This window comes from Ruegeria sp. F5, from assembly GCF_056533845.1.
Genome location: NZ_JBQFOU010000002.1, coordinates 370,555 through 391,855, shown reverse-complemented (window position 1 = coordinate 391,855; position 21,301 = coordinate 370,555). Strand labels below are relative to the sequence as shown.

The window sequence follows — 21,301 nt, the reverse complement described above, 5'->3', positions numbered from 1 at the left end:
TTGCCGGATGGGGGCGGCCGGCGGCCTGAAATTGGCCGCCAACCTTCTCTGAAATCTCCCCGCGCAATGCGGGGCTGTTTTTTACAACGGCTTCAAATCAGCTGCCATCTGGCGGCCATCGCGCCCGTCCTGCAACTCGTACGAGACTTTCTGATTGTCAGCGAGCCCGGTCAGGCCGGAGCGTTCTACGGCCGAGATATGAACAAACACATCTTTGCCACCTTCGTCGGGGGCAATAAACCCATAGCCTTTGGTGGTATTGAACCATTTCACGGTGCCGGTTGGCATGTCCCGTGTCTCCTTCTACTTACGCATTGTCCCACAAATTGGTGGGGGCGGTGACTGGCAAGACAGCAACGCGGTCGTTTCGGGCAACCGATACGCCCCACATTGCAAGTTTCACCTTTTTCAACATTGCACGGTGAAGTAAAAAATCAAGAATTACCGCTGGAATCCGGCAAAATTGCCCAAAATAGAACCAAATGCAGGAGCAGCCGCAGAATGCGACTTTATGGACTGAAGACATGTGACACGTGCCGTAAGGCGCTGAAATCGTTGCCGGATGCGCAATTTGTGGACGTGCGCGGCGACGGTGTGCCCGAATCCGTGCTGTCGCAGGCTTTTGCCGAGTTCGGCGAGGCTTTGCTCAACACACGGTCTACAACCTGGCGTGGATTGGATGAAGGCCAGCGCACGCGCCCTGTGATGGAGCTGCTGGTGGATCATCCGACCCTGATGAAACGCCCCCTGATCGAAAATGAGGGTCAATTGTCGCTAGGTTGGACGGCTGAAACGCGGGCGGCGCTTGGCGTTGCCTGATTGCGTGCATATCTGCTGAACAGCAATCGCGAGGATATGGAATGCGGAACGCCGCTATGGTTTTGGGTGTCATCGCCGGATTGATCGGCATGATCGTCGGTTTCGTTGGGTATGGCTATGTCGAGGCGATCCGCCATTTCGGTGGCGTCGAAGGTCTGGCCGAGCCGGTGGACAATCCTGCTCTGGTTCAGACGGTGTCCATCCTGGCCCCGCTTTTGGCGATCGCTGGCGGAGCAATGGCCCATGCCCGCGCCTTGATCGCGGGTCTGTTGCTGCTGATATCGGCGGCGGGGATGTATTACGCGTTCGGGTTTGGTGTTTTCACCATGTTCCCTATCGCTTTTGCCGGTGTGGCCGGCCTGCTTGGGCTTGCCGCGGGTCAGCCGGACAAGCCCAAGGCGCATTTCTAGGTCACTTAATGTGCAGGATGCGGTCCACCGACAGCGGTCCGGCGCCATTGATCACGATCACCGCGAACAGGAATGTCCAGATTGTCCGGTCATCCAGCAATGTCGGAGCGTTGGTGAAGTAGCTGCCCAACTCAGCGCCGTGCCCCGTGACATCCACGATCGTCTGCACCCAGACAAAGCCGATCATGCCCAAGGCCGCGAACCGCGACAGCAGGCCGATCACGATAAGCGCTGGCAAAAGGAATTCGGCCCAGGTTCCCGCGACTGCGATTGCCCAGTGGAAGATGCCCAACTGCGAACTGTCATAGCTGACAGCTTCCATCGCCTTGGGAAAGATCTGAACATAAGCGCCGTCAGACGGGAACAGAAAACCGAACAAGCCGCTGCCCAGTTTGGTCGTCGCCGAATTCCAATAGTAGATCAGCAAGGTCGCAGCAAAGACCAGTCTGGCCAAGGTCGGTGTCAACCAGCCAGACGTCAGTTCCAGTTTCCCCAAGGTGTTATTGTGAAGTGAGATCAGGGCAGTCATGTCTCCAGCCTTTCGATAGTCACAGAAGTTATTGCACCGCCCTGCAAAAGCAGCGCCAGAGTGGTTCCCAGATCAAAATCCGGGATGTCCGTGGTGGTTTTTTCAAACGCGCCGCCGATGGTTTCACCCGCTTGCATATGCGCGATCCAGATGGCCCCGCCCGGCGGCAACGCCTGCGGAAAGGGGTCATATTCGGGGCGAGTGATCAGCACATCCTCGGCTCGTGGTTCGGGTTTCGGTGCGTCCGCTTCGCTGTTGAACCGCCAGATGGCGTGAATGGGCCAGTCCGAGCGGACGATCTGCATCGACGGGGCAAAGCAAAGTTTCGCCCGCATGACATCCTCGGGCGGGACCGCCAGTGCATCCGCCGGTGCCGGGGTGCTATCGGCAGCGTGATACGACCGCCGCAATGCCAGTTCCAGCCGGGCGACGTCGGGCAGGTATCCCAGATGCGACAGCTGCGGCATGTCGGCCAGAAATTCGGGGAATCTGTCGCCGTAGAACATCATCAGCGGCGAGGACGGAGGGTGCTGCCGCAGGAAAACGCCCGACAGGCCTTCCATGTTCTGCGTGCCCAGAAGCTTGGTGATCACCGGAAACGCCTGCTGCATCGCTTCGGTCAGCGAAACCGCCACGTTATTGCGATAGACGCTGTACCGCCGGCCTGCGGGCCGGGCCTGAGCATCCGTCAACCCGTCCGGGACGGGGGCCTGCGCATCCAGCAACGCCGCCTGAAAGGTGGATTGAGAAACGCTCATGCGGGTACCCTGTCCAAAGCGGCTTGGGCGCGTTCGGCCTCGGCCCGCAGTACGGGCCAGTCCGGGACGTCGGTATCCCACTCGACCAGCAGCGGTTTCGGGCCGCATTTGTCCAGCACGTAATCCAGCAGTGCCCAGACGGGGTCGATCACTTCGCGCCCGTGGCTGTCGATCAGCAGGGGATGGCCGTGATCGTCTTCGTCTTCATCATGTCCGCCCAGATGAATTTCGCCCACTTTCTCAAGCGGGTAGGCGTCGATATAGCCTTGGGGCGAGAAATCCAGATTGGTGGCCGAAACAAAGACATTGTTGACGTCCAGCAACAGGCCACACCCGGTGCGTTTCGAAATCTCGCGCAGGAAATCGGGCTCGGACCATGTGCTTTCCTCGAACGCCAGATAGCTGGAGGGGTTTTCCAGCAGCATTTGCCGCCCGACAGTATTCTGCACCTGATCGATATGTTCGCAGACCCGCGCCAGCGTTGCGTCGGTATAGGGCAGGGGCAGAAGATCGTTGAAAAAGCTGGTGTCGTGGGTGGACCAGGCCAGATGTTCCGAGAAGCTGGCCGGGTTCAGCCAACCGACCAGATGTTTCAGACGCGCCAGATGATCGGCATCCAGCGGGCCCTCGCCGCCGATGGACAGTCCGACGCCGTGAACCGAGATCGGAAACTGTTCGGACAGGTGGCGCAATTGCGCCAGAGGCCGCCCGCCATCGCCCATGTAGTTTTCGGCATGAATCTCAAGCCACGCTACAGGCTTGGCGTGATCAAGGATCTGCGCAAAATGCTGCGGTTTGTAGCCAACGCCCGGCGCTGCGGGCAACCGGTTTGACCTGAGTGCGTCATCCAACATCTGCAAATCCCCTGATCATAGCAGAAGGGCGGGCGAACCTGCCCGCCCTTCGCAATTCATTCGGACAGCCTTATGCGGGCAGGTCGCGATCCAGCGGCTCGAGCGAGCCTTTGCGGTCCGCGCCGTCTGCGGTTTTCGGCAGTTCGATATCGCTGCAGGTGCCTGCATCAACCAGCGTCCACGCGTTGCCCTGATAGTCGACGGTCGAAGTGCCCGCGCAGGTGGTGCCGGGACCTGCGGCGCAGTCGTTCTGACCGGCCAGCGAAACGCCATAGCATTTCTCTTTTGCCTGAGCGGTTGCGGTTGTGGCCGCGCCCGATACGGCTGCTGCCACGGCGCTTGCGATGACCAGTGTTTTTGCGGTGTTCGACATCTCGGTAATCCCTTTTGATGACTGCGTATGTCTGCTTGTGACAATGACAAAGGTAATGGCTAGTGAGCCACAGTTAAATTCACGAGCCCGTGTCTCACAAGCGTGTCAGGCAGCACTGTGCCCACTTGTAAGTTAACATACTGTTTTTGAATTGAAAAAGGGGAAATGTTTCAATCCGGCCCCGAAGCGGGGGCCGGATTGGCGGCGATATGCTGCCGAATGTTACAGCAGGTCCGGCGGCGTCGCCGCCTGCGACAGCTCATTTGTTACAGTCTCAAGCGGTTGAACCTGCGTCTGTTTTTCACCCAGACGGCGGACGCTGACGGTACGCTCGTCCACCTCGCGGTGACCGACGGCCAGAATGACCGGCACTTTGCCAACCGAATGCTCGCGGACCTTGTAGTTGATCTTTTCGTTGCGAATGTCGGCTTCGGCCCGGACGCCCGCAGCTTTGAGCGTTTCGACAACTTCCATCACATAGGCGTCGGCATCCGACGTGATCGAGGCGACCACAACCTGACGCGGGGCCAGCCAGAACGGAAGCTTGCCTTCCCAGTTTTCGATCAGAATACCGATGAAGCGTTCGAACGATCCCAGACAGGCGCGGTGCAGCATATAGGGGCGGTGCCGGTCGCCGTCCGCGGCGACGTAGCTTGCGCCCAGCCGTTCGGGCAGGTTGGGATCAACCTGGAACGTCCCGCATTGCCAGACCCGTCCGATGGCATCTGTCAGGTAGAAATCCAGCTTGGGACCATAAAACGCGCCGTCGCCGGGCTCCAGCGTGTAGTCCCGGCCGACCGCCTTGATCGCGTTTTCCAATGCGCCTTCGACGTAATCCCAGCTTTCATCCGACCCGACACGCTTTTCCGGGCGGGTCGCAAAACGGATCTCGAAATTGTCGAAACCCAGTTCCTGATAGACATTTGCCAGAAAATCGATGAACCGCGCGCATTCTTCCTGAATCTGATCCTCGGTGCAGAAAATATGCGCATCGTCCTGCGTGAAGCCGCGCACGCGCATGATCCCGTGCAGCGCGCCCGAGGGTTCAAAGCGTGAACACGATCCGAATTCCGCCAATCGCAGCGGCAGATCGCGATAGCTTTTGAGGCCCTGATTGAACACCTGCACGTGGCAGGGGCAATTCATGGGCTTCAGCGCGTTGATGCGGGTCTGGTCCTTGTTTCTGGCACTGGCATCGTCATTTTCGCCATCGCGGCTTTCATCGACCTCGACGAGGAACATGTGGTGCTGGTATTTTTCCCAGTGACCCGAGGCCTCCCACAACTTGCGGTCAACGACCTGAGGGGTGTTGATCTCGCGATAGCCACCCGCACGCTGTTTCCGGCGCATATAGTCCTGAAGTTGCGTGTAGATGGTCCAGCCGTTCGGGTGCCAGAACACCTGACCGGGGGCCTCTTCCTGCATGTGGAACAGGTCCATCTCGCGGCCCAGCTTGCGGTGGTCGCGTTTGGCGGCCTCTTCCAGCATATGCAGGTGGGCTTTCAGCTTTTCCTTGCCGGTGAAAGCCACGCCATAGATGCGCTGCAGCATGGCGCGGCTGCTGTCGCCGCGCCAATAGGCGCCTGCGATGGACATCAGCTTGAAGGCATCGCCGGGCAGTTGGCCGGTGTGCTGCAGATGCGGGCCGCGGCACAGGTCCTGCCAATGGCCGTGCCAATACATGCGCAGGGGCTCATCGCCGGGAATGGCCTCGATCAGTTCGACCTTGTAGGGTTCGTTATTGGCCTTGTAGAATTCGATCGCGCGGTCGCGGTCCCAGACCTCGGTGGTGACGGGATCGCGCTTGTTGATGATTTCCTTCATCTTCTTTTCGATGAGGCCGAGGTCTTCGGGCGTAAACGGCTCTTCCCGGTCGAAATCATAATACCAGCCGTTTTCGATGACGGGGCCGATAGTGACTTTGGTCGCGGGCCAGATTTCCTGTACGGCACGCGCCATGACATGCGCCAGATCGTGGCGGATCAGTTCGTTGGCCTGTTCTTCATCCTTCATGGTATGGATGGCGATCTGCGCGTCGGCTTCGATAGGCCATTGCAGGTCCCAGTGTTTGCCGTCGACCGTGGCCGAGATGGCCTTTTTGGCCAGCGAGGTCGAGATGTCCGCCGCCACCTGCGCGGGCGTGACGCCTGCGTCATAGGAACGTGCATTGCCATCGGGGAAGGTGAGAGAGACGGATTTTGAATCCAGGGCCATATCGGCTCTCCTCGTCGGTTTGGCGCCCACTGAACGCCCGGTTGCGGGTTATGCGTGAGGCTCCTTTGGCAGGTGGTGGTGCGCGTGTCAAGGGCCGGAGCGAGGGGCGCTGCCCCTCGCGCTCCCTGGGATATTTTTGGCCAGATGAAGAACGGATCGGGGAATTGCGGTCAGGGGTGGGACGTGCATGATGAGGGGAGTGCGAAAGAGGGTTTCATGGCAGCGACGGAATTTCTGGAGACGGCGCAGGGACGGCGGTTGGCGTATCACAAGACCGAAGGTCTGAGGCCTACGGTGGTTTTTCTGGGGGGATTGAAGTCGGATATGGAGGGCACCAAAGCGGTGCATCTTGAGGCCTGGGCGCAGGCGCGGGAGCAGTCGTTCCTGCGGTTCGACTATTCGGGCCACGGCGAAAGTTCCGGGTCGTTCACGGATGGCTGTATCGGGGATTGGCACGAGGATACCGTTGCTGCGGTCGCGTCGCTGACTGATGGGCCACTGATTGTCGTGGGGTCCTCGATGGGCGGCTGGCAGGCCTTGATGCTGGCCAAAGAAACGCCCGAGCGGATTGCCGGCATGGTGACCATCGCCGCTGCGCCCGATTTTACCGAAGATGGGTATTGGGCGTCATTTACCGATGCGCAGAAGGCCGCGCTGGAAACGGTTGGGCATGTGGAATTGCCTTCGGACTATATGGAGCCCTACATCATCACTAAGCGGATGATTGAGGATGGACGGGAACGCCTTGTCCTGCGCGCGGCTTTGAGCCTGCCGTTCCCGGTGCGGTTTCTGCAGGGCACGGCGGATACAGCCGTCTCGGTGGAGACAGCGGTGCGGTTGCTGGAACATGCCGAAGGACCGGATATACAGTTGCGGTTGGTGAAAGATGCGGACCATCGGTTCTCGGATGGGCCGTGTTTGGGCCTGATCGAAGAGGCGGTACTTGACGTACTGGGGGCAGGCTGATGCGGCGTTTCGGGTGGATATTGGGGCGTCTGCTTCTGGCGCTGATCGTGGTCGGCGGGCTGATCTACTGGTTCGGGCCACGGGAAGAGGTGGACCTGAACCCCTCTTTCGATGACCGCAAGTTCGGCGAAGGTGTGCAGGTCTATTTCGAAAGCGTCGAGTCGGGTTTTGACGACATCACGCCCGGCGTCGAGAAACGCGTGATCTGGCAGGACGGGTTCAAGGAACAGCGCACGCCGTATTCGGTGCTGTATATGCATGGGTTTTCGGCCAGTTCCGAGGAAATCCGCCCCGTGCCTGACCGGGTCGCGGACGCGCTGGGGGCCAATCTGGTCTACACCCGCCTGCGGGGGCATGGCCGTGACGGCGCCGCGATGGGCGAGACGACCGCCTTGGGCTGGATGCAGGATATGGCCGAGGGACTGGCCGCAGCCAAGGCCGTTGGCGACAAGGTGGTCGTCATCTCGACATCGACCGGGGGTACGCTGACGGCGGCGGCGGCGCTTGATCCAGAACTCAGCGCGGATGTGGCGGCGATGATCTTCGTATCGCCCAATTTTGGCGTGAATTCGCCGGTTGCCTTCATTCCGGGCCTGCCCTGGGCGCGGAAGTGGCTGCCGCTGGTGATGGGGGAAGAACGCGATGTTTCCAGCTCGGACCCCGAGAAGAACAAATATTGGTCGGTTGTTTACCCTTGGGTGGCAGTGGTACCGATGACGGTTCTTGTGGATACGGTCTATGCGCTTGATTTCTCGGGCGCGAGGGTGCCTGCGTTGTTCATGTTCTCGGATGATGATCAGGTCGTGCGGCCAAAGCGGACCCATAAGGTGGCCGCAGCCTGGGGAGGGCCGGTGACGGTCGAAACGGTGACGATGGGCCCGGGCGATGATCCGATGTCGCATGTCATCGCGGGCCGCTTGATGTCGCCGGGCCAGACCGATGCGGCGGTCGAGGTGATGTTGGCTTGGCTGAAGGGGCAGGGGATCGAATGACCATTTCTCAACCCAGCCGAACGTGACGATGCGCAAGCCGGGCAGCATGTGGAGCCTTGAGACGCTTGGCCGCGTGCGCCTGTCCCGGCATTTCTACATGCGGGATTTTCTGTATTCCGAGATCGGGAGTTTTCATCAGAAACAGAACATCCCCGACAATCCCGATCTGGCCATTGAAACCGGCCGTGCCCTTTGTGAAACCCTGCTGGACCCTTTGGAGGAGACCTTTGGCCGGATCGCCGTGCGCTCGGGCTATCGTTCCCCGTCGCTGAACCGGTTCGGAAATGAAAACCGCCTGAACTGCGCCCGCAATGACAATCCGATGGAATGCCATATCTGGGATCGGGGCGAGGGCGAGGCGCGCATCGCGGGCGCATCCATCGTGATCCCGTGGTTTGCGGATCGCTTTGCGCAGGGCCGCGACTGGCGCGATCTGGCGTGGTGGATGCATGACCATCTGGACTATTCCGAGATCTGGTTCTTCCCCAAGCTCTGCGCCTTCAATCTGGTGTGGCGGCCCAAACCGCATCGCCGGATCGACAGCTACATTGCCCCGCGCGGGTGCCTGTTGCGACCCGGGGCCGAGCCCGGGGAAGACCTGCGCAAACGGCAATCCCGATACGCGGATTTCCCGGCTTTTCGCGGCATCCGGTATCCGTGAAGTTTTCCTTGCCCCACCGGGGCAAAACTTTCATCCTCAGAGCAATCTGAAAGGACTCGGAGAACCGAGCAAAGGGAGGACCCGCGTGATCGAGCCGCTGGTGTTTTTACCTGATTTCATGGCCGATGCCCGGCTGTTTCGCCCTCAGATCGAGGTGCTGTCGCGGGATCGGGCGGTGACTGTTGCGCCGATTTCGCAGGGTGAGCGCATCGAAGAAATCGCCTCGGGCCTTTTGGATCAGGTGCCGCACAGGTTTGCATTGGCAGGGCTTGGCATGGGTGGTGTTGTGGCGCTGGAACTGATCCGTCGCGCGCCCGAGCGGGTCTCGCGCCTGTGCCTCATGGCGACCGACGCGCAGGCGGACACGCCGCAAATGGCGGCAGGACGCGAGGAACTGATTATCGGTGCGCAGGCCGGTCGGTTGGAAGAGGTCATGCGCCGGGTCGTGGGGTCGGATGCGCTGGCTCCGGGACCGCAGCGGATACCGCATCTGAACACCCTTCTGGCCATGGCGACGGATCTGGGGCCGGAGGTGTTCGTGCGTCAGATGCGGGCGTTGCAGCGCCGGCCCGACCAGCAGGGCGCGCTGCGCCGGATCAAGGTGCCGACACTGGTTCTATGCGGTGCCCACGACACGCTGACGCCGGTTCGAAAACACGCTTTCATGGCAGAGCTGATCCCCGAAGCCTCGCTGCAAATCCTTGAAAATGCGGGGCACCTGCCAACGCTTGAGGCTCCGGACATCGTGAATGACGCGATGCGGGATTGGCTGAGCGCGCCTCAGATGATGGCTTACGTGTAAAGTGCGGCCCGCTCGCTTTTGCTGATGACTGTGGGCCGGGCGACCGGCGCAAGGGTCTTCGGATCAAAGAATGGCGTGTTTTTCCAGCTTCCGGACAATCGGGATTTGAAAACGCGCCGCACCAACCCGATGGCGGCCGGTGTTGGATTTTCATGCTTGTACTTGCCGTTCGGCAGTTGAATAAACCCCCGCGTTTTAACGGGGCCGAGGCCCGAGGGGTCGGCAAGCCGTTTGACAATAAACCCGGCAAACGGAAACTTCGGGTTGTGCGGCGTGGTCGCCAGCGGGGCGTTGCAGCATTTGGCGTACCAGCGCAGCATGCCATTGGGGCTAAGTTGCATCACAGCCAGATGTTTCGCGCCCTGATCGACCACGATGGCCTCGGGCGCCATTTGCAGGATGTCGACAGGGCCGGGGGCTGGGTCGGGCTGCCCGAAATACAACTGCGCCGCGCGGCAATCACGGCAGAAACAGACGACATGTGTGCTTTGCGGCAAAGCTGACGCCGCGATGCGACCGCTCATGGTCCCGCAGGAGCAGGCAAAGGCGAGGTCGGCTAGCGCCCTCTCGCCCATCTGCCTCAGGCGACTTTGTTGCTGTTGGCCGCCCGGCGGCGCGGTTTGCGGCTGTTTTCATTCATGAAATTGATCACCAGAGGGCGGATATTGTCCCGCCAACTGCGCCCTGCGAAAATACCGTAGTGGCCGGCACCGGGTTCGACATGGCTGGCTTTCTTGCTCTCCGGCAGGCCGGTACAAAGATCCAGCGCGGCAATGCACTGACCGGGGGCCGAGATATCGTCATTCGCGCCCTCGACGGTTTTGACCGCAACATCGGTGATCTTGCCGATATCCACCTTGTGACCGGCAACCACAAATTCGTTGCGGGCGATTTCGCGGTTCTTGAAGACGCGTTCGACGGTGGAAAGGTAGAACTCGGCCGTCATGTCCATGACTGCCAGATATTCGTCGTAGAACCGGTTGTGGGCGTCATGATCCGACGCCTCGTTCCTGAGGACGCGCTGGATCTGGTCCGTAAACGCCTTGGAGTGGCGATCCGCGTTCATCGACATGAAGGATGCCAGTTGCAGCAGGCCGGGATAGACCATCCGGCCAACGCCCTTGTACTTGAAGCCCACGCGCTGAATCATGGTTTTTTCCAACTGGCCCATCGTCACGCGCCGACCGAAATCCGTCACGTCCGTCGGGGTGGCGTCGGGATCGACCGGGCCGCCGATCAGCGTCAGAGTGCTGGGCTGGGCCTTGGGTTCGACCTCGGCCAGATAGGCGGTGGCGGCCAATGTCAGCGGGGCGGGCTGGCACACGGCGACAACATGCGTGTCGGGGCCGAGCTCTTTCATAAAATCGACAAGGTAGAGGGTGTAGTCCTCGACATCGAACTTACCCGCGGACACAGGAATATCGCGCGCGTTATGCCAATCAGTGATGTAAACCTCGCAATTGACCAGCAGGCTTTTTACCGTCGACCGCAGCAAAGTCGAATAGTGGCCGGACATTGGCGCAACCAAAAGCACTTTGCGGGGCTGGGTTTCACGCCCGTTTACCTTGAAATGAACAAGGTCTCCGAACGGGCGTTCCAGAACCGTGGTAACCTCGACCAGGTGATCCTTGCCGTCTTCACAGGTGTAAGTGCGGATACCCCAGTCGGGTTTGACGACCATGCGCTGGAAGGTGCGTTCCGTCACCTCGCCCCAGGCGGCCATCCAGCCGAACGCAGGGTTCGGGGCCATGGAAAACAGCGGGTACGACGCCATTGCGCTGGCGGTCGCGCCAAGCCACTGGTTCGTGTTTCGCACGGTTTCCATCAAGTCGTAGGTCATCATGTAGCGCATCGAAGGGACCTCCGGTGTATTATCCTGTAAACTCGGACCATTCGTCGCTTTGCCCCCCGACACCCACGACGTTATTCTGCATGGCAGCAAGACTAGGTGGGAATTGTTAAAATGACAACAAGTGAAGGCCAAATGTCTGACGTTAGCGAAGAACATATTGAACGACTTAAAGAAAATATGGAAAAGGTCGAACAACTCTCCAAGCGCCTGGTCGAGGTCATGGCGGTCAAGAAACCCCGCACGACCGCTCTGGACGGTCCGAATCAAGAGCTTTTCGCACGAGCAGCAACAACCTATTGGGCCGAGGCTTGGCAAAATCCCGCCAAACTTCTGGAACAGCAGATCGAATATTGGGGCAAATCGGTTCTGAACTTTGCCGAAGCGCAACAGGCGCTGACCACTGGCGAGGTCGACGACGAAGAACCCGGGCCCAGTGACAAACGGTTTTCGAACCCCTTGTGGGACAGCAACCCCTATTTCCGGTTGATCCGTCAGCAGTATCAGACCAACGCAAAGGCGCTGGAGCAGGCCGTGGCCTCGGTCGAAGACCTGGATAACAACGACAAGCAGCGGCTGCAGTATTTCTCGCAGCAGATCATCGACATGATGGCGCCGACGAATTTCCTGGCCACCAATCCCGACGCGCTGGAAAAGGCGATCGAGACCGAGGGGCAGTCGCTGATCCAGGGACTTGAGAACCTTGTATCGGACCTCGAGGCCAATGACGGCGAACTGGTGGTCAAGCTGGCGGATGACAGCGCCTTTGAGGTCGGCGGCAATCTGGCGACCACTCCGGGTGATGTGGTTTATCGCAACCGCATGATGGAACTGATCCAGTATAAGCCTGCGACCGAGACCGTCTTTGAAACCCCAATCGTCCTGTTCCCGCCCTGGATCAACAAATTCTACATTCTGGACCTGAAGGCCCAGAACAGCATGATCAAGTGGATTACCGAACAGGGCTATACCCTGTTTGTGGTCAGCTGGATCAACCCGGACGTCTCTTATGCCGATGTGGGTATGGAAGACTACATCGAGGAAGGGTTCCTGACTGCAATCGAAGAGGTCAAGAAGATCTGCAAGGTCAAGCAGGTCAATGCGGTCGGATACTGTATCGCGGGAACGACGCTGAACCTGACGCTGTCGCTGCTCAAGCAGCGCGGTGACAAATCGGTCAAATCGGCGACATTCTTCACGACCCTTACGGATTTTGGCGATCAGGGAGAGTTCACGCCCTTCCTGCAGGACGATTTCGTAGACGGGATCGAAGAGCACGTCGCCAAAGAGGGGCTGTTGAACGCTTGGATTCTGGGGCGCACCATGTCCTTCCTGCGCTCGCGCGACCTTGTTTATACGCCCGCCATCCGCAACTACATGATGGGTGAAACTCCGCCGGCATTCGATCTGCTGTTCTGGAACGGCGACGGGTCCAACCTGCCCGGAAAGATGGCCGTCCAGTATCTGCGCGGTCTGTGTCAGGGCAACGATCTGGTCGGGGACGGGTTCGAACTGATGGGCCACAAGCTGCGCATCAGCGACGTGGATGTTCCGATGATGGCGATCACCTGCGAGACCGATCATATCGCCACCTGGAAAGACTGCTATCGCGGGTTTCAGCAGACCGGGTCGAAATCAAAGACCTTTGTGGTCTCGGAATCCGGCCATATCGCGGGCATCATCAACCCGCCCAGCAAGAAGAAATACGGCCACTACACCAACCCCGACCTGAAGGGCGATGCCGAGACCTGGCTGAAAGAGGCGGACTTCCACGAGGGCTCGTGGTGGCCGCTATGGGAGGCCTGGCTGAAGAAGCGGTCCGGCAAGCAGGTTCCAGCCCGCGATACCGGCGATTCGGATCATCCGCCCCTGTGCCCGGCACCGGGAACCTATGTGCTGGTCAAGGCAAACCGCTGATTTCATTTTGAAACTATTTTTTCTGCATTGCAGCAAAAAATACTTGCAATGCTGCGATGCAGAAACCATATTGTCCTCAAGCTGATGAAAACCGGGGTGGGCCCGGTTCGGCAAAAAGGATTAGGACAATGGCAAAGACGCAAGACTTCACCGCGATCATGAAAGACATGATGGGTGCATTTCCGGTAGACACCGCCGCAATGGAAGACGCATTCAAATCGACCGCTTCGCTGAACGAAAAGCTGTCGGGCGTTGCTCTGGAAGCAGCTGAGAAATCGGCTGAAATCTCGAACAAATGGACCAAAGAAACTCTGGCCAAGCTGAGCGACATGTCGAAAGCAAAGGCCGAGCCTGCTGACTACGCAAAAGCTGCAACCGACTTCGCAAGCGCGTCGGCTGAAGTTGCTGCCGAAAACATGGCTGCTTTCGCTGAAATCGCGAAAAAAGTTCAGACCGAAACCGTCGAGCTGCTGATGGCTGCTGGTAAAGACGCTGCAGAAGAAGCAACTGCTGCTGTCAAGAAAGCAACCACCGAAGTGACGACCGCTGCCAAGAAAGCGGCCGCCGCCAAGTAAGGAAGGGGCGCGACGGGCACCCATTCCTCCCAACTGGTGCAGTTGCGCTGGGCAGGTCGCTTGACCTGCCCTTTCTTTTTGTGCTGCAGTCGCATAACCTGTGCTGCAATGCATCATCCTTGGGAGGGTTAAGGGTGTCGAACCAGGAAAAACCGCTGTTGATCAAGCGTTATGCCAGCCGCCGGTTGTATAACACCGAGACCAGCGACTATGTCACGCTTGAAGATATCGCGGGGTTCATCCGGGACGGGCGTGAAGTCCAGATTATCGATCTGAAAACCGGCGACGACCTGACGCGCCAGTATCTGCTGCAAATCATTGCCGAACACGAAAGCCGGGGCGAAAACGTTCTGCCGGTCAACGTTCTCAATGACCTTGTGCGCAGCTACATGATTCCGGGCGGCGGGATGATGCCGCAGTTCCTGCAAAGCTCGTTCGAGATGCTGCGCGAAAGCCAGTCCAAGATGATGGAAAACATGAACGCCATGAACCCGATGACCCAGATTCCGGGGTTCGAGGCGATGCAGGCGCAGCAAAAAGCCTTCCTCAAGGCGATGACCGGCGGTTTGTCGGGCAATTGGTCCGGTCCCGAAAGCGATGAGGAAAAGCCCGAACCCAAAGAGGATCTGGATGACATCAAAAAGCAACTCGCCGAGTTGCAGCAGAAGCTGTCCAAGCTGAACTGATCCCTCACGCGATGCGCTGGCTTGCCGTTTGCGTCGCTTTGCTCTGCGGGCAAATGGCGCTGGCGCAGGGCCGTTTTACCGAAGCATGGTCGCCTGTGTGCACCTTGGGTGCCAAGTCGGATGCCGGATGCGATGACATCCGTGCGCGCGAGATTCTGGATGCCTCCGCCACACCATGGCGTGCGATTGGGCGGGTCAACTTTGCCAGCCGGGATCAGCGGTCGCACTGCACCGGCGTTCTGATCTCTGACAGGCTGGTCCTGACCGCCGCCCATTGTCTTTACAACAGAACCCGCAACCGCTGGATTCCCGCCGCCAGCATCCGCTTTGCCGCTGGCTATCAGCGCGGAGAAGCCGTTTCGGTGTCAACCGTCGAAAGCTACCGTTTGCACCCTGATCAAACCGCCGAAGGTTTTGAGAGCCGCCCCGAACTGGATTGGGCGGTGCTTGAACTGGTTGAGCCTTTAGGACAATCGCTTGGGTTTTTCGAACTCGCGGAAACCAGCGCCGGGCTCACCGCCGGAACAGTTGCCGGTTACCCCGGCCTGCGGCCTCATGTCCAGAGCCGGACGAAGGACTGTTTTCCGCGTCCGCTGGCTGACGGGCTGATGATCGCGACCTGCCCGGTGATGATGGGCGATTCCGGCGCGCCGCTGTTGATCCAAGCCCCATCCGGTTTGCAGGTGGCGGGTATCCTGTCACGCATCGCAGCGACCCCCGAAGGGATCACCGCGATGTTTGTATTGGTTGATGTGGTTGAGGATTGACGCTCAGGTCCCGTAGGCAGGAACCGGCCCGATCACCTCGCCGACCGAGGCCAGCAGGATATCGGCAATCACGTCCAACTCCTCGCGGGTCAGGCGCACCGGCAGGCGCACGTCGCAGGCCTTCATCAGCATCTCGCGGGTCCGCGGCAAGTCGAACTTTTCAGGCAGGAATTGCCAGTTCCAGAAGGCACGGGCGTTGTCCTCGCTCAGGCCAAAGACCTGAACCTTGACGCCCCGCGCGTCCGAGGCTTCGGCAAAGGCGCGGATTTCATCCTCGTTCAGCCCGACCAGATTGAACTGGATCGAATCCGGCGCGCGGCGTTCCGGGGCCAGCGGGGCAGGGACGTCGATATAGGGCGATGTGTTCAGGCGGTCGGCCACGTAATCGTGGTTCGCCAGCCCATCCCGCACACGCCGCGCCAGTTCGGGGATTTGCGGGCGGATCACGGCGGCGCTGAGGTTGCTCATCCGCAGGTTATAAAGCGGCAACTGGTTTTGCCAGCGGGCAAAGGCCTGCTGCAACTCGGGCGAATTGTCGCCGTGCGGGCCTTTGTGCTTTTTCCAGTTGTGCTCATAGGCGCCCGACATGATCACGGCACGCGCAACCAGATCGGCGTCATCGGTAGTCAGGATGCCGCCTTCGCCCGCGTTGATCATCTTGTAGGACTGGAACGAGAAACAGCCGACCTTGCCAATGGTGCCGATGTTGCGCCCATGCCAGGTGGTGCCCAGCGAATGGGCCGCGTCCTCGATCACCGGAATGTCGCGCGCATCGCACAGCGCCATGATCGCATCCATGTCCGAGGTATGCCCGCGCATATGGCTGATGATCACCGCATGAACATCATTCAGCTTGGCCGCGAAATCCGCCATGTCGATGCGATAGTTTTCGCCCACTTCGCACAGGACCGGGATGCAGTCTGCATGCACAATGGATGAGGGCACGGCGGCAAACGTGAAGCCCGGTATCAGCACCCGCGCGTCGCGGGGCAGGCCAAGCGCCTTTAGCGACAGGAACAAAGCGGCCGAACAGGATGACACCGCCAGCGCGTATTTCGAGCCCAGCAGTTCAGCAAACTCAGCCTCGAGCAAGGCAACCGGGGCGTCCTGCGGCGCGGTATAGCGGAACAGGTCGCCGGATTGCATCAAGGCGTCAATGGCCGCTCGGGCGGCTGCGGGGATGGGTTCGGCATCATGCACGTTTGGTGGCAGTGTCATATTTGGAAATCCCGAATTCTAACTTTTGTTTATCTAAATCGAAGAGCCCGCCGATGCCAAGTCCCCTTTCGCCGGGTCGGCGAAATTTCACCAAATTGTCGCAATGGTAGAAGGGTCAGATCCCCAAGCGGTCCCGCAGCGCGTACCACGTCATCGCCAGCACCAATAAAGGGCTGCGCAGCGCAGAACCGCCCGGAAAGGGCAGAGCGGGCACGCGGGCCAGAGTGTCGAAGCCTTCGGCCTGTCCCTGAATGGCCATGGCCATAAGCTGACCGGCATGGGTGGCCGTGCCGACGCCGTGACCGGAATAGCCCGACGCCGACAGGATGTTGGGGGCAACCCGCGCCAGATAGGGCATCCGCCGCATGGTTATGGCCAGCGTGCCGCCCCAGGCATAGTCGATCTTCACATCGCGCAGATGCGGGAAAATCTGCGCCATCGGCTTGCGGACGGTGGCGGCGATGTCCGAGGGGAAGCGATAGCCATAGCTTTCGCCACCGCCAAACAGCAACCGGCCATCACCGCTGAGTCGGAAATAATTCACCACGAATTTGGTATCGGCGACGGCCACGTCCTGCGTCAGAATCTTGGCCGCATCCGCCCCCAGCGGTTCGGTCGCGGCGATGAAGTTGTTGATCGGCATGACCCGCGCCGCGACATGCGGGCTCAAACCGCCCAGATACCCGTTGCAGCCCAGAATGACGTGATCCGCGGTGACCGTGCCTTGCGCCGTCCGAACGGTGGCGCGGGGACCCTGTTCGATGTCCAGAACCTCGGTGCCCTCATGGATACGCGCGCCCGCCTGCGCGGCGGCCCGTGCCAGACCCAGCGCATAGTTCAAAGGGTGCAAATGGGCCGCCCCCTTATCCAGATACCCACCTTCATAGGCGGGCGAGGGGCACAACGCATGGCCTGCCTCCGCGTCCAGCGGTTCAATCTGCCCATACCCGTACCGTCCGGACAGATGCGCGGCGTGTTCATGCAATTCCCGCCGCTCGCCATCGCTCAGCGCCATGTTGGCGACGCCGGGTTTCAGATCGCAGTCGATCTGATGGCGCGAGATCAGGGATTTGACCAGCGTCTTGGCATCTTCGGCCAGGTCCCACAGCTTGGCGGCATCGTCATCGCCAACCAGCCGCTCCAGATCCTCCTGATCCATCCGCTGCGCGCTGCCAAGCTGGCCGCCATTTCGGCCCGACGCGCCAAAACCCACGCGATGCGCTTCGAGCAGGACAACGTCAAACCCCGCCTCGGCCAGATGTAGCGCCGCCGACAAACCGGTATAACCGCCGCCGACAATGCAGACGTCCGCCTTACTGTCGCGTCCCAACACCGGAAACCGGTCCATCGGATTGGCCGTCGCCGCGTACCAACTGGCCGGATACTCGGCCTTTCGGTCATTGGAATACAGCAGGTTCATGCCGCGCCCCGGCTTCTTCTCGTGCCAAATACGGACATTCCGAACGGTCCCACAGGCCTAGACATTCAGCAAAAGATGCTCTCGCTCCCAAGGAGAGATCACCTGCAGGAACTCTTCGTATTCCGCGCGTTTTACGATCCCGTAAACGCGGGCAAATTCGGTGCCCAGAACCTCGTGCAAGGCGGTGGCTTCGTCGAACAGGTCCAGCGCGCTGCCCATGACCTGCGGGATGTCGCCATCGCCCTCATAGGCGTCGCCATAGAACTGGCGGCGCGGACGTTCCTGCCGGGTCAGGCCCAGATAGCCGCAAGCGAGCGACAGCGCGATGCCCAGATACGGGTTGCAATCCATCCCGGCGATGCGATTTTCCACCCGCCGCGCCTCGGGTCCCGACAGGGGCACGCGGATGCCGGTCGTACGGTTGTCGCGCGCCCACTCCAGATTGATCGGCGCGGCATGGTCTTTCACGTAGCGCCGGTACGAGTTCACATAGGGCGCCATCACCGCCAGCCCCGCGGGCAGGTGGTTCTGAAGACCTGCAATGTAATTGTAAAACGCATCCGTCTCGCCGCCCTGAGGACCCGAAAAGATATTCTGACCGGATTCCATGTCGATGATCGAGTGATGGATATGCATGGCCGAGCCCGGCTCGTCCTCGATCGGCTTTGCCATGAAAGTGGCGAAACAGTTGTGCCGCAGGGCGGCCTCGCGGATCAGGCGTTTGAAATAGAACACCTCATCAGCCAGTTTTACCGGATTGCCGTGACGCAGGTTGATCTCAAGCTGACCGGCCCCGCCTTCCTGCGTGATGCCGTCGATCTCGAACCCCTGATGTTCGGCGAAATCGTAGATGTCGTCGATCACCGGGCCGAATTCATCCACTGCGGTCATCGAATAGGCCTGCCGGGCTGCCGCCGGACGACCCGAGCGGCCCATCATCGGCTTGATCCCCTGCGCCGGGTCCACATTGGGGGCGACCAGAAAGAACTCCATCTCCGGTGCGACAACCGGTTTCCAGCCCTTGTCGTGGTACAGCTGCACGACGCGTTTCAGCACGTTGCGCGGGCTGAACGGGATCGGCTTGTCGTCGCGATCATAGGCGTCATGGATCACCTGCAGCGTCCAGTCGCCGGTCCACGGTGCGGCGGATGCGGTCGAGAAATCGGGCTTCAGGATCATGTCCCGTTCGATGAACCCGTCCTCGCCTGCGGCCTCGCCCCAGTCACCGGTGATGGTCTGGTAGAAGATGCTGTCGGGTAGATGGAAATAAGCCTGTTTGGCGAATTTCGACGCAGGCACCGCCTTGCCGCGCGCGATGCCGGGCAGGTCCGAGATGATGCATTCGACCTCATCCAGTCGGTGCCCGTCAATATAGGTGCGCGCTGCCTGCGGCAGTTGATCTGTCCAGTCGGCCATCAGGCCCTCGCTTTCTTGAGAAACTCGGCCATGTAGCGGGCGATCCCGGCATTGTCGTCCGGGGCGGTTTGCCGGTTTGTGGCGGCTTCCATCAGAGTGTCGGGCACAAGACCCTTGCCGCGCGTCCGCATCAGCCCGGTCACGAAATCGTTCGAAAACTCCGGATGGGCCTGAACCGTCCAGATCGTATCGCCATAAGACAGCATCGCGTTCTTGCAGAAGTCGTTCTGCCCTACGACCTCCGCTCCTTCGGGGGTCTCGACAACCTGATCCTGATGCCAGGCGTTCAGCCAGACCTTTTTGCCGTCAAAGTCATACTCAGTCCGCCCCACGGACCACCCGCCCGAGAATTTTTCGACCCGGCCCCCAAGGGCCTGCGCGATGATCTGATGGCCGAAGCACACGCCGACAATCGGTTTGCCACTGGCATGGATGTCGCGGATCAACTGCTCGAGCGGCGGAATCCATGGCAGGTCCTCATATGCGCCGTACCGTGATCCGGTGATCAGCCAGCCATCCGCATCCGCTGTGCTGTCTGGAAACACCCCGTCGACAACGGCAAAGGTTTCAAAGTCGAATCCGTTGCCGTCCAGAAGCGCCGGGAACAGTTCATCATAATCCCCGAATTCGTCTTTCAACCCATCAGGAGAGTGGCCGGTTTGTAGAATACCGATTTTCATGGTTCACCAAATTTGATCAAATTTAGCCTACCCGAGTTGTTTTGGTCGGGCAAGTGGGGTCAGACAGCCTCGAGATAGCTCAGCCAGTGGTCCTGGGCGGGGCGGTCCGCAAAGCGCGCGATCTCTTGCCGCTTGGTCATAGCCATATACCGGATCAGGTCGGGCGGAAACAGGCGGGCGACCATCGGGTCTGATTCATAGGCCGCAACGGCAGCGGTCCAATCACTGGCCAATTGCGGCAGGCCCTTGATGTCGTAGGCATTGCCCGAGATTGCGGCAGGGGGTTTCAAACCATCTTCAATCCCCACCAGAGCCGCGCCCAGAACGGCTGCCAGCATCAGATACGGGTTGATGTCCCCGCCCGCAACGCGGTGCTCGATACGCCGCGCAGCCGAGGCGCCGCCGGGGATGCGAATGGCGGCGGTTCTGTTCTCATAGGCCCAGCTTGCCCCGGTTGGCGCATGGGCGCTGGGCACGAGGCGGGTGTAGGAATTGCCATGTGGTGCGAAGATCAGCGTACTGCCGGGCATGGCCGCTAGGCACCCGGCCACGGCCGAACGCAGAAGGTCCGTGCCCTTTGGACCGCCGTCATCGAAGACGTTGCGCCCATCCCGATCAAGCACCGAAAAATGCACATGCATCCCGTTGCCCGCTTCGTCGGCATAGGGCTTGGCCATGAAGGTCGCGCAGAACCCGTGTTTCCGTGCCAAACCGCGCGTCAATGCCTTGAAAAGCCATGTATCATCGGCGCAGCGCATTGCGTCCTGATGATTCAGGTTGATCTCGAACTGGCCGATGCCGCTTTCCGAGATCGCGGTTTGGGCCGGGATACCCATTGCCGCGCAGCCATCGTAGAGGTCGGTGAAAAAGGCCTCGAACGCGTCCATTTCGGCAACGGACAAGACCGCCTCATCGCACAGCCTGCGCCCGGTGATCGGGTTGATCGGAGGTTGCGGCTGCGCCCCAGAGGCGTCGATCAGCGTGAACTCCAGCTCGGTCGCGGCGATCACGGACCAACCGCGCTGTGCGTAGCGGTCCAGCACGGCGGAAAGGGCGTGCCGGGAATCGCCGGGGAAGGGTTGGCCCGTGTCATCGTACAGGCACATCGGCACCAGGGCCGTTTCGGCGTCGAGCCAGGGCACCGGGACGGGGCCGCGTTCGGTGGGCCGCAGAACGCCATCGGCATCCCCGCTTTCGAAAACCAGCGGGCTGCCGTCGATGTCAGCCCCCCACAAATCCACGTTCAGCGCCGAAAGCGGCATCCGCACCGCGCCCTTGTCCAGCTTGTCGGCATATGCAGGCGGCACACGTTTGCCCCGCAACTGACCGTTCAGGTCACAGGCGGCGACGCGAAAACTGTGCAGGGCGCTCAGGTCCATGGGGGCCTCCGTTGCT

Annotated in this window: 23 protein-coding genes; 10 read left to right on the top strand and 13 right to left on the bottom strand. The window is 60.2% G+C overall.

Annotation, left to right across the window (positions count from 1 at the left end):
- Nucleotides 1–81 precede the first annotated feature (81 nt).
- A complete protein-coding gene (locus tag ACR0K1_RS04300) occupies nucleotides 82–288 on the bottom strand; it encodes a cold-shock protein (RefSeq protein ID WP_008758035.1) in 207 nt (68 codons plus the stop codon).
- Between the two features lie 213 nt (nucleotides 289–501).
- Here ACR0K1_RS04300 and ACR0K1_RS04295 point away from each other — a divergent pair, with 213 nt between their 5' ends.
- Both ACR0K1_RS04295 and ACR0K1_RS04290 read left to right on the top strand, forming a co-directional pair.
- Nucleotides 502–819, top strand: coding sequence for an ArsC/Spx/MgsR family protein (locus ACR0K1_RS04295; RefSeq protein ID WP_480613543.1), 318 nt, complete (start codon nucleotides 502–504; stop codon nucleotides 817–819).
- A gap of 41 nt (nucleotides 820–860) precedes the next feature.
- Nucleotides 861–1,229 carry a hypothetical protein gene (locus ACR0K1_RS04290; RefSeq protein WP_480613545.1) on the top strand — a complete coding sequence of 123 codons (369 nt, stop codon included), beginning with the start codon at nucleotides 861–863 and terminating at the stop codon, nucleotides 1,227–1,229.
- 1 nt (nucleotide 1,230) lies between these two features.
- Here ACR0K1_RS04290 and ACR0K1_RS04285 read toward each other — a convergent pair whose 3' ends face one another.
- The 5 genes from ACR0K1_RS04285 to thrS form a co-directional block, all read right to left on the bottom strand.
- Complete coding sequence (locus ACR0K1_RS04285; RefSeq protein ID WP_480613547.1) at nucleotides 1,231–1,758, bottom strand: DoxX family protein; 528 nt, start codon at nucleotides 1,756–1,758, stop codon at nucleotides 1,231–1,233.
- Entirely contained in the window at nucleotides 1,755–2,516 is a 762-nt protein-coding gene (locus tag ACR0K1_RS04280; protein WP_480613549.1) for an HvfC/BufC N-terminal domain-containing protein, read from the bottom strand. The genes ACR0K1_RS04285 and ACR0K1_RS04280 overlap by 4 nt, the downstream gene beginning before the upstream one ends.
- Entirely contained in the window at nucleotides 2,513–3,370 is an 858-nt protein-coding gene (gene bufB / locus ACR0K1_RS04275) for an MNIO family bufferin maturase (protein ID WP_480848929.1), read from the bottom strand. Before bufB ends, ACR0K1_RS04280 begins: the two co-directional genes overlap by 4 nt.
- A 70-nt stretch (nucleotides 3,371–3,440) precedes the next feature.
- Nucleotides 3,441–3,743: a BufA1 family periplasmic bufferin-type metallophore gene (locus ACR0K1_RS04270; protein ID WP_480613553.1), complete on the bottom strand. Its 303-nt coding sequence runs from the start codon at nucleotides 3,741–3,743 to the stop codon at nucleotides 3,441–3,443.
- A gap of 222 nt (nucleotides 3,744–3,965) precedes the next feature.
- Nucleotides 3,966–5,957: a threonine--tRNA ligase gene (thrS, locus tag ACR0K1_RS04265; RefSeq protein ID WP_480613555.1), complete on the bottom strand. Its 1,992-nt coding sequence runs from the start codon at nucleotides 5,955–5,957 to the stop codon at nucleotides 3,966–3,968.
- 216 nt (nucleotides 5,958–6,173) lie between these two features.
- Here thrS and ACR0K1_RS04260 point away from each other — a divergent pair, with 216 nt between their 5' ends.
- The 4 genes from ACR0K1_RS04260 to ACR0K1_RS04245 all read left to right on the top strand — a co-directional run bounded on the left by ACR0K1_RS04260 (nucleotide 6,174) and on the right by ACR0K1_RS04245 (nucleotide 9,378).
- Nucleotides 6,174–6,923 (top strand): alpha/beta fold hydrolase, encoded by a 750-nt coding sequence (locus ACR0K1_RS04260; RefSeq protein WP_480613932.1) that lies wholly within the window; start codon nucleotides 6,174–6,176, stop codon nucleotides 6,921–6,923.
- Nucleotides 6,923–7,915 carry an alpha/beta hydrolase gene (locus tag ACR0K1_RS04255; RefSeq protein ID WP_480848926.1) on the top strand — a complete coding sequence of 331 codons (993 nt, stop codon included), beginning with the start codon at nucleotides 6,923–6,925 and terminating at the stop codon, nucleotides 7,913–7,915. Before ACR0K1_RS04260 ends, ACR0K1_RS04255 begins: the two co-directional genes overlap by 1 nt.
- A 46-nt stretch (nucleotides 7,916–7,961) precedes the next feature.
- A complete protein-coding gene (locus ACR0K1_RS04250) occupies nucleotides 7,962–8,576 on the top strand; it encodes a hypothetical protein (protein WP_480613934.1) in 615 nt (204 codons plus the stop codon).
- Nucleotides 8,577–8,661: 85 nt separating this feature from the next.
- Nucleotides 8,662–9,378, top strand: a complete 717-nt coding sequence (locus ACR0K1_RS04245; protein ID WP_480613558.1) for an alpha/beta fold hydrolase — start codon at nucleotides 8,662–8,664, stop codon at nucleotides 9,376–9,378.
- Here the strand turns inward: ACR0K1_RS04245 and ACR0K1_RS04240 are convergent.
- Together ACR0K1_RS04240 and phaZ are read right to left on the bottom strand one after the other, a co-directional pair.
- A complete protein-coding gene (locus tag ACR0K1_RS04240; protein ID WP_480613560.1) occupies nucleotides 9,369–9,953 on the bottom strand; it encodes a DUF6151 family protein in 585 nt (194 codons plus the stop codon). The two genes, ACR0K1_RS04245 and ACR0K1_RS04240, sit on opposite strands and share 10 nt — an antisense overlap.
- Before the next feature lie 5 nt (nucleotides 9,954–9,958).
- Entirely contained in the window at nucleotides 9,959–11,230 is a 1,272-nt protein-coding gene (gene phaZ, locus ACR0K1_RS04235) for a polyhydroxyalkanoate depolymerase (protein WP_480613562.1), read from the bottom strand.
- Nucleotides 11,231–11,341: 111 nt separating this feature from the next.
- Here phaZ and ACR0K1_RS04230 point away from each other — a divergent pair, with 111 nt between their 5' ends.
- The 4 genes from ACR0K1_RS04230 to ACR0K1_RS04215 all read left to right on the top strand — a co-directional run bounded on the left by ACR0K1_RS04230 (nucleotide 11,342) and on the right by ACR0K1_RS04215 (nucleotide 15,172).
- Nucleotides 11,342–13,144 carry a PHA/PHB synthase family protein gene (locus ACR0K1_RS04230; protein WP_480848923.1) on the top strand — a complete coding sequence of 601 codons (1,803 nt, stop codon included), beginning with the start codon at nucleotides 11,342–11,344 and terminating at the stop codon, nucleotides 13,142–13,144.
- A gap of 128 nt (nucleotides 13,145–13,272) precedes the next feature.
- Nucleotides 13,273–13,719, top strand: coding sequence for a phasin family protein (locus ACR0K1_RS04225; RefSeq protein ID WP_480613936.1), 447 nt, complete (start codon nucleotides 13,273–13,275; stop codon nucleotides 13,717–13,719).
- A 134-nt stretch (nucleotides 13,720–13,853) separates the two neighbouring features.
- Nucleotides 13,854–14,405, top strand: coding sequence for a polyhydroxyalkanoate synthesis repressor PhaR (gene phaR, locus ACR0K1_RS04220; protein WP_480848921.1), 552 nt, complete (start codon nucleotides 13,854–13,856; stop codon nucleotides 14,403–14,405).
- Nucleotides 14,406–14,416: 11 nt separating this feature from the next.
- A complete protein-coding gene (locus ACR0K1_RS04215) occupies nucleotides 14,417–15,172 on the top strand; it encodes a trypsin-like serine peptidase (RefSeq protein WP_480848919.1) in 756 nt (251 codons plus the stop codon).
- Nucleotides 15,173–15,175: 3 nt separating this feature from the next.
- Here ACR0K1_RS04215 and ACR0K1_RS04210 read toward each other — a convergent pair whose 3' ends face one another.
- The 5 genes from ACR0K1_RS04210 to ACR0K1_RS04190 form a co-directional block, all read right to left on the bottom strand.
- Complete coding sequence (locus tag ACR0K1_RS04210) at nucleotides 15,176–16,390, bottom strand: DegT/DnrJ/EryC1/StrS family aminotransferase (RefSeq protein ID WP_480848917.1); 1,215 nt, start codon at nucleotides 16,388–16,390, stop codon at nucleotides 15,176–15,178.
- A gap of 115 nt (nucleotides 16,391–16,505) precedes the next feature.
- Nucleotides 16,506–17,810 (bottom strand): NAD(P)/FAD-dependent oxidoreductase, encoded by a 1,305-nt coding sequence (locus tag ACR0K1_RS04205; RefSeq protein WP_480848915.1) that lies wholly within the window; start codon nucleotides 17,808–17,810, stop codon nucleotides 16,506–16,508.
- 57 nt (nucleotides 17,811–17,867) lie between these two features.
- Nucleotides 17,868–19,226: a glutamine synthetase family protein gene (locus tag ACR0K1_RS04200; protein ID WP_480848913.1), complete on the bottom strand. Its 1,359-nt coding sequence runs from the start codon at nucleotides 19,224–19,226 to the stop codon at nucleotides 17,868–17,870.
- Nucleotides 19,226–19,906 (bottom strand): type 1 glutamine amidotransferase, encoded by a 681-nt coding sequence (locus ACR0K1_RS04195; RefSeq protein WP_480613574.1) that lies wholly within the window; start codon nucleotides 19,904–19,906, stop codon nucleotides 19,226–19,228. Before ACR0K1_RS04195 ends, ACR0K1_RS04200 begins: the two co-directional genes overlap by 1 nt.
- Nucleotides 19,907–19,965: 59 nt before the next feature.
- Nucleotides 19,966–21,285, bottom strand: coding sequence for a glutamine synthetase family protein (locus tag ACR0K1_RS04190; protein WP_480848910.1), 1,320 nt, complete (start codon nucleotides 21,283–21,285; stop codon nucleotides 19,966–19,968).
- Nucleotides 21,286–21,301 lie beyond the last annotated feature (16 nt).